This is a genomic window from uncultured Corynebacterium sp., assembly GCF_902489365.1.
In the GTDB taxonomy this organism is placed as follows: Bacteria; Actinomycetota; Actinomycetes; order Mycobacteriales; family Mycobacteriaceae; genus Corynebacterium.
Map to the genome: position 1 here is coordinate 1 of NZ_CABTZR010000093.1, position 7,657 is coordinate 7,657.

General features: G+C 61.3%; 5 protein-coding genes. 4 read left to right on the forward strand and 1 reads right to left on the reverse strand.

Features of this window, described 5'->3' with window-relative positions; all coding sequences use genetic code 11:
• The 4 genes from RDN59_RS10580 to RDN59_RS10595 all read left to right on the forward strand — a co-directional run.
• Positions 1-358, forward strand: a 358-nt coding sequence (locus tag RDN59_RS10580) for a PadR family transcriptional regulator (RefSeq protein ID WP_308607804.1), incomplete at its 5' end; no start/stop codon positions are given.
• Positions 355-1,071, forward strand: coding sequence for an ABC transporter ATP-binding protein (locus tag RDN59_RS10585; RefSeq protein ID WP_308607805.1), 717 nt, complete (start codon positions 355-357; stop codon positions 1,069-1,071). The genes RDN59_RS10580 and RDN59_RS10585, both read left to right, overlap by 4 nt.
• Position 1,072: 1 nt before the next feature.
• Positions 1,073-3,769 carry an FtsX-like permease family protein gene (locus RDN59_RS10590; RefSeq protein ID WP_308607806.1) on the forward strand — a complete coding sequence of 899 codons (2,697 nt, stop codon included), beginning with the start codon at positions 1,073-1,075 and terminating at the stop codon, positions 3,767-3,769.
• A gap of 399 nt (positions 3,770-4,168) precedes the next feature.
• The gene (locus tag RDN59_RS10595) at positions 4,169-4,924 is read left to right on the forward strand and encodes a M23 family metallopeptidase (protein WP_308607807.1); all 756 of its coding nucleotides are present in this window, start codon (positions 4,169-4,171) and stop codon (positions 4,922-4,924) included.
• 4 nt (positions 4,925-4,928) lie between these two features.
• Here RDN59_RS10595 and pcrA read toward each other — a convergent pair whose 3' ends face one another.
• Positions 4,929-7,436, reverse strand: coding sequence for a DNA helicase PcrA (pcrA, locus tag RDN59_RS10600; protein WP_308607808.1), 2,508 nt, complete (start codon positions 7,434-7,436; stop codon positions 4,929-4,931).
• Positions 7,437-7,657: the final 221 nt, after the last annotated feature.

The window sequence follows — 7,657 nt, forward strand, 5'->3', positions numbered from 1 at the left end:
GACCGGGCGGCGCGCCACCAGCTATGCCATCACCCCCGCTGGCCGCGAAGAACTCTCACAATGGTGGATGTCCACCTTGCACAACGACGCCATAGAGCGCGATGAGCTCGTGCTCAAAGTGTCGCTTGCTGCACGACGCTCTGACGTCGACGTCATTGCCGTCCTCGACGCCCAGCGCTTTGCCACCGTCCGCCAACTGCGTGAACTCAACCGTCAGGCCTCTGAGTTGCCTGCAGAGCGCAGCGCCCAGCGCTTGGCCGTCGAGCGCCAAATCTTCGACTTGGAATCTCTCTCACGCTGGCTCGACCGCGTGGAATCCCTAACCAACCCAACCACCACCGAGGAGGACCCGCGATGACCCCCAACTCCGCGCCCACGACCCAGCACATGCCGTTTCCTCTCGAGCTCGAAAACATTACCTGCGTCTTCGGCAGCGGTGCCCGCCAGGTAACTGCCTTGGATTCCGTGAACTTGCAGCTGCAGCCGGGCGAACTGGTAGCCGTCATGGGCCCTTCTGGCTCCGGCAAATCCACGTTGCTCAACGTCGCAGGGCTGTTACAGCCACCGACGTCGGGACGCGTGCTTCTCGACGGCGCCGACGCCTCCCAGCTCTCCAAAGCTAAAGCGGCCATCGCCCGCCGCCGCCATCTTGGATTGGTGTTTCAGCACTTCAACTTGGTCTCTTCCCTCACCGTGGGAGAGAACGTATCCCTCCCTCTTGAGCTGGACGGGCTCTCACCTGCGCAATGCCGCGAAGCTGCTGAGCAAGCTCTCAGCGAGGTCGGTCTCGACGGCACCATTGACCGCTTCCCAGAAGAAATCTCCGGCGGTCAGGCCCAGCGCGTGGCTATTGCCCGCGCGCTCATCGGACCGCGCAAGGTGCTGCTTGCGGATGAGCCCACCGGTGCCCTCGATACCTCGACGGGCGAGGAGATCATGAAGGTCCTGCGCGCGCGCATCGACGCCGGTGCCTCCGGCATTCTGGTTACCCACGAGCCGCGTTTCGCGGGCTGGGCTGACCGCGTTGTCATGGTTCGCGACGGGCGCCTCACCGGCGAGGAGGTGCGTTAGTATGTCCGGCATTAATGCCGCCACCCGCCCTACCCGGCGCGATCTCAAGCTTCATCCATGGCGCACTTTGGCTGCCGTGATGCTCATTGCGCTACCGGTGGCCCTTGTCATCGGAATGGCACTCTTTGACAATTCCTCCGGTCGGCTCTCTGCGGCCTTGAGCTCACCCGAGCGGACCGTGCAAGTCAGCGCCGAACGTGAGGACATCAGCTACGAAGACGTACCGAAATTGGCCGCCCAGGTCCTTCCAGAGGGCCTCAGCGTCAGCCCGGTCACCGCTTTTTCTAGCACGTCACTAATCCATAATGGGAAGTCAACCAGCTCCTGGGTAGATCAGTTCGACGCAGAGAATCCGCCGGAGCCTGCACAGGAGGCCGTCGATAAGTTCAACCTTGGCCCCAACCAGGCAGTTCTATCGCGCTCTACCGCACACAAGCTCGACGCCTCCGTTGGAGACGTCATCACCGTGCGCACCAACGCCCTCAGCGGTGACCACCGAGCCACAGTCGCGGCCATTGCTCCCGAACACTATGACTTTGTCACCTCCCCCACCCTCAATGACGCTCTCAGCGACCCGTCCTTTCAGATACACACCTCCTGGGTCATCGTGGGTGATACACCGCTGACCAAGGAGGATGCCGACCGCGCCCGTGAAGCTGGGCTGGAAATCTGGGCACCGGAACTGCGGGACACGTACCAGCCCGATACTGAGCCGGATTCCTTCGGCGGAGTCTTGAGCAGCGTTCTTTTCATTCTCTTTTTCTTCGGCCTCTACGCCATCGCCGGATTGCTCATCCTTTTCCTTCTCGCGCCCGTCTTCACGCTGGCTACTGGACGCAATACGCGCCTGTACGCGCTCATGTCGAGCCAGGGTGCATTACCACGCCACATCATGTTCGCAGTGATGGCCTATGGCCTGCTGATGGGACTAATCGGCGCCACCATCGGCGTGGTGGTTGGCCTGACGGTCTCGTGGGTGTGGTGGACAGCCCGCTATCCGGACTTTGCTGCACGCCCGCCCTTCCTAGCGATTGCTCTCGCGTGGCTCGTGGCGGTGGCAGGCTGTGTCATTGTCTCCATCGTTCCCGCGTGGTTGGCGCAACGTGGCGCCCTGTCCACAGCAATCCAGGGAGCCGCTCCCGACCGCCTCTTGCGCTTCCGTCGGTGGATGGCCATCGGCCCTGCGTTCCTGCTTCTGCTCGTGTTATTCAGCTTCACCCCCTGGGGACAGTACATCCCTACGGTGCTAGCCCTCTTCGGAGTCATCGCAGTTGCCGCGTCTGCCCCTGCCTTGGTCTTCCTATGCTCCCTGCTGTCTCGCCGCGGCCCACTCGCGTTGCGTCTGGCTGGACGCGGCCTGACTCGGCGCAGCATGCATGCCTTGCCGACGTCCATCGCTCTCGTGTCAGTCGCCTTCGTCGCCTCCCTGTTTGGCGTGGGAATCATGACGGATAGCGCAAAGACCACCGCTGAGGAAAAACTCGTCATGCCGCCCACTACTGCGCTGATTGAGGAGACGACCTTTGACCAACCAGCGCAGGTTTCTACGCCAGAAGAACGCGCGGCGACGGAGGCGATCCTGCAGACCACCACTGCCCACACGTACCCCTTCTATGTGTTCCCCTCGTGGACGACGTCTTTCAGCCTTCCGGAGGATGGCACGTTTTACGAACTCACCACCGAATTTGATTACCAATGCGAGCAGGTCGATTTCAGCAAGCCGGTTGAGAAGGCTGTGTTCGTGGATAATCAGGGGCGGCGCACCGATGAGTCCGAAGAGGCTCGCCAGGAGTGTGCGCACGAGTTGATGACGTCATTTCCTTATAACCCGTTGAGCTATCAAAGCGGGATGGTCCAAACGGATTCTTCCCAGCTTGAGCTCTGGCAATTCGACTCGGAGGAAGATCGCCGCGCGGCGGCACAGACGTTGGATGCCGGCGGCATCGTGCTTCCCCACAGCAGCCACGTCGGCAATAACACACGCGGCACGGTGACCGTAAAAACCTATAACCGCATTGACAGCCAAGAACCGAGCGGAACGCAGGAGGCTTATCTGCCGGTTGTGGAGGCACTGCCTACTGCGGATCGCGACGTGATCTTGATTAGCCAGCAGGCAGCAGAAAAGCTGAACATGGAACCCTTCTACGTGGGCCAAGCCCTCGCGTTCGACGAACCACCGAGCGAGTCAGAGCGCGAAGAGCTGCGAGACCTGGCAGCAAGCGCTTCGCAGTCGCAATACTCGCTAAGCTTCGCAGTCTCTACTCCCGAGAACTTCCGCTACTACCTGGGCCTCGGAATGGGGATCGTCTGCCTCATCGTGCTGGCGCTCATCATTACCAACGCTGCAAGCAGCATGCGCCAGGAAAGCACCGTGCTGCAATCCATCGGCGCCCACCCTTCGCTGATGGCCAAGGTAGCAGCGTGGCAGACCTGGATACTGGCCACCGTAAGCATGCTCTTCGGCGTGATTGCCGGTCATCTCGGCACGTACTTCTTTGCCGATAGTTCTGGATACGTTTTCTCGACGCCATCTTATGGTCTGCGCCCGCAGGACTACTTCACCCCGGATTGGTGGCAATTCCTCGCCGTGCTCGTCGTGCCACTGTTGGCTGCCGCCCTCGCGGCAGCGATCAACCGCAGCGACAAGACGGCCCCACTCACCGCGCGGGATCGCAGCGAATCACGTTCCCTAACGTAAAAGCGCTGACCTAGTAGCAGCGCCCACAACCCCAGCGCTCTTGGCTGAAAGATTGGCCGAGAGCGCTGCACTTTTCACCCCCCAAATCTCACCCCCATTCTTTAAACCTCTACTTTACCCCTGTAACAATTTTCACTTCTTTCACATACGCAACACGCTGGGCTGTTCGATAGTTTTTCGAACAATTCCTGGATTTACCTGCATTTTTAAGCGTTGCGCAGGGTGGCCCCGCGGGATAGTTTGTATCTCGTTGCCATACAGCCTCAGCACTCGGTTGCAACCGCACCGGCGTGTCGCGGGCTTTAAGGCGCACTGCGGCTGATACGGCCGCTTCCCTATTGCTCACAGGCTTCCGCCGCATACCCAGCGGGCCACAGCAGGACTTAAGGACGTGAAGTTATGAAGCGCACGCTCAGCGCACTCGCCGCCGTGGCGGTTAGCACCGCCACCGTGACGACCCCAGCGTTCGCCGCCGAACCGGCAGCAAGCGTGGACGTCTCCGACGGGTCCTCCAAGGACCCGGCCGCTGCCGACGTCGAAGTCAAGGAAGAATCCAAGGCCGACCTCTTCAAAGCCGTCTCGGGGCTGCTCATTTCGACGGCCGGTGCCCTCAACGGGGCATCCGTCCCAGAGGTCAACACCACGCAGGACGGCTTCGAGATCGTCCTCGATCCCTCCAGCATTCCTGGTCTCGCCGAGGCCTTCGCCCCGCAGGGCGATCACTCCGGCCTCACCCCTACTCGCGGCCAGGACGCGGACGGTAACACCGTGGTCTTTCCGACCTCGGGAACTTTCACTTCCGGCTTCGGCCCGCGGTGGGGTTCCTTCCACAACGGCATCGATGTGGCAAACCCCATTGGCACCCCCATCTACGCCGTCATGGACGGCGAGGTCATCTCCTCTGGCGCTGCCCAGGGCTTTGGCAACTGGATCCGCATCCAGCACGACGATGGCACCATCACCGTCTACGGCCACATGCCCAGCGACCAGCTGCTGGTCGACGTCGGTGACCGCGTCGAGGCCGGCGACCAAATCTCCGTCATCGGCAATGAGGGCCACTCCACCGGCCCGCACCTGCACTTCGAGGTTCACCCGGGCGGCGGCGCAGCCGTCGATCCGGTGGACTGGTTCAGCGAGCGCGGCATCCTCATCTAAAGCATCAGAGCTTTTCCATCGGCACTCCGCCGATGAGCATGAGGCGAACCTTGCCTGCTGAACCGAAGTCCACGGTGACCGTCGCCCGCGCGCCGGTCCCGGAGGCCTCGATGACCGTGCCCAGCCCGTATTTCGCGTGGTTGACGCGGTCCCCCACAACTAAATTGAGATGGTTATTCTTCGGCATCGACGTTGCCGAGACCGGCTTGCGCGAGCGCTGCGAAGGGGAAGACGCAGCGCTCCGCGAGCCATAACCGCCTCCACGGAAGAACCCGCTATCCGAGCCAAAGGTTCGCCCGTATTGGTAGGAATCATCTCCGCCCCACGCACCGGACAGCGAGCTGTCTGGTTCTTCACGGCGCCAGTCGATGAGGTTCTCTGGGACCTCGGCGAGGAAGCGACTGGCCGGGTTCGTCACTGGGTTACCCCAGGACGAACGAAGAATAGCGCGCGTGAGGTAGAGCTGTTCCCTAGCACGCGTAATACCCACGTAGGCCAGGCGGCGTTCTTCGCTCAGCTCCTTCGGGTCCCCCAGCGAGCGCATGTGCGGGAACTGTCCGTCCTCCCAGCCGGTGAGGAAGACGACGGGAAATTCAAGACCCTTCGCAGTATGCAGCGTCATCAGCGTGACCACCCCGGATTCGTGGTCCGGAATCTGGTCCGCATCCGCCACAAGCGAGACCTTCTCGAGGAACGCCTGAAGCGAGCCCGGCGCGGCTTCACCTTCTGCTAGCTCGGGCGCTTCTTCTGCGTCCGCACCCATGAATGCCATCTCATTGGCCGCCTCGGAGCTGAATTCGCGGGCCACCGAGACCAACTCGTTGAGGTTGTCCAGGCGCGCACCATCCTGCGGATCGTTAGAATTCTCGAGCTCCGCGCGGTAGCCGGTGACGTCGAGAAGCGCGTTGAGCAGCTCCCCCAAATCCGGTTGACCCGTCACTTCGTTGACCATGCCCGGAAGCTGCGCGCGCACTCCTTCCATCATGTCGTTGAATTTGGTTACGGCATTCACTGCCCGTGTGCCGAGTCCCGCTACCTTGCCCTCCGCCGCATCCCGAAGGGCAGCACCAAAGCTCACGCCGAGGTTCTCCGCGTGCAGAGCGATCTGCGCTTGCGCCTTGTCACCAATAGCGCGCTTCGGCACGTTGATGATGCGGCGCAAGCTCACCGTGTCATCCGGATTATCCATGATGCGCAGGTAGGCCACCATGTCCCGGATCTCGCGGCGCTCGTAGAAGCGAGTACCACCAACCACCTTGTACGGGATGCCCGAGCGCACGAAAACATCCTCTAGCGCGCGGGAGGCGTTGTTGGTGCGGTACATCACCGCGATATCGGAATACGCCGTACCTTTGTCTGCAAGGGAATCGATCTCCGAGGCGATATACCGCGCCTCATCGTGCTCGTTATCCGCCACGTAGCCGACAATCTGCTCGCCCTGGCCGTGGGCGGTCCACAGGTTTTTCTCCCTGCGGCCCTCATTCTTTGCGATGACCGCGTTCGCCGCGTTCAGAATGGTCTGCGTCGACCGGTAGTTTTGCTCCAGCAGAATCGTGTGCGCCTGCGGGTAGTCCCGCTCGAATTCCTGAATATTCCTGATGGTGGCGCCACGGAAGGCATAAATCGACTGATCCGAATCACCCACCACACACAGCTCCGGCGCATCCGGCGGTAGCTCTCCCCTACCCACCAAGGCCGAAACAAGCGCGTACTGCGCGTGGTTGGTGTCCTGGTATTCGTCGATAAGCACGTGCTTAAAGCGGCGACGATAAAACTCCACCACCTGCGGGTGCTGGTTAAAGATGCGCACTACTTCCCCGATGAGGTCATCGAAGTCAACCGCGTTCGCCGCGCGCAGGCGGCGCTGATATTCCTCGTACACGCTCGCCACGGTGAGCTCGAAAGGATTCTTCGTCCTCTCTGCCTCCGCACGCGCCTGCTCTGGGGAGATGAGCTCGTTCTTGCGGTTAGAAATCTGATTAGCCAGAACACGCGCCGAATACTTCTTCAGATCCAGCTGCATGTCCTTCGCAATCATGGTGAGCAGCCGGCGGGCATCATCGCCGTCATAAATGGTGAAAGTCGTGTTCAAACCCGGCACCAGCTGGGCATTATTGCGCAAGATGCGCACGCAAATCGAGTGGAAGGTGGACACCCACATCCGCTCCGCTACGGGGCCGACAAGCTGGCCGACGCGCTCCTTCATCTCCGCGGCTGCCTTGTTGGTAAAAGTAATGGCGAGGATCTGCCAGGGCGCCACCCCGCGCTCCCGCATGAGGTACGCAATGCGGCGGGTTAACACGGCAGTCTTGCCCGAACCCGCACCGGCCACAATAAGCAGCGGCGAGCCCGAATGCGTCACGGCCTCTTCCTGCTGCGGGTTTAAACCTTCCAGCAACGGATCAGAGCCCTGACCGGAAGGGGCGTCGACGTTGCTCCCGGGCGCAGGAAACGGGCCGCCGGTGGAAGAAGCGGAAGACGAACGGGGGACGAAAGGGGATTTGTTATTCATAATGCTCTCCAACCTACTAGCACCACCGGACATTGCCCCTCACCGCACTTCTGGTCGGCGTGAAAGCTGGTAATTCCCCTTTTCGCCCGGCGTGGTGGCACAATCTGATGTCATGAGCTCTTCACATCCTGGCAACGCAGACTCTGGCTTGAGCCTCGAGCACCAAGACCCCAACGTCGTGGACAATGGGCTCGACATTCGTATGCCGTCTTCTGCTTGAA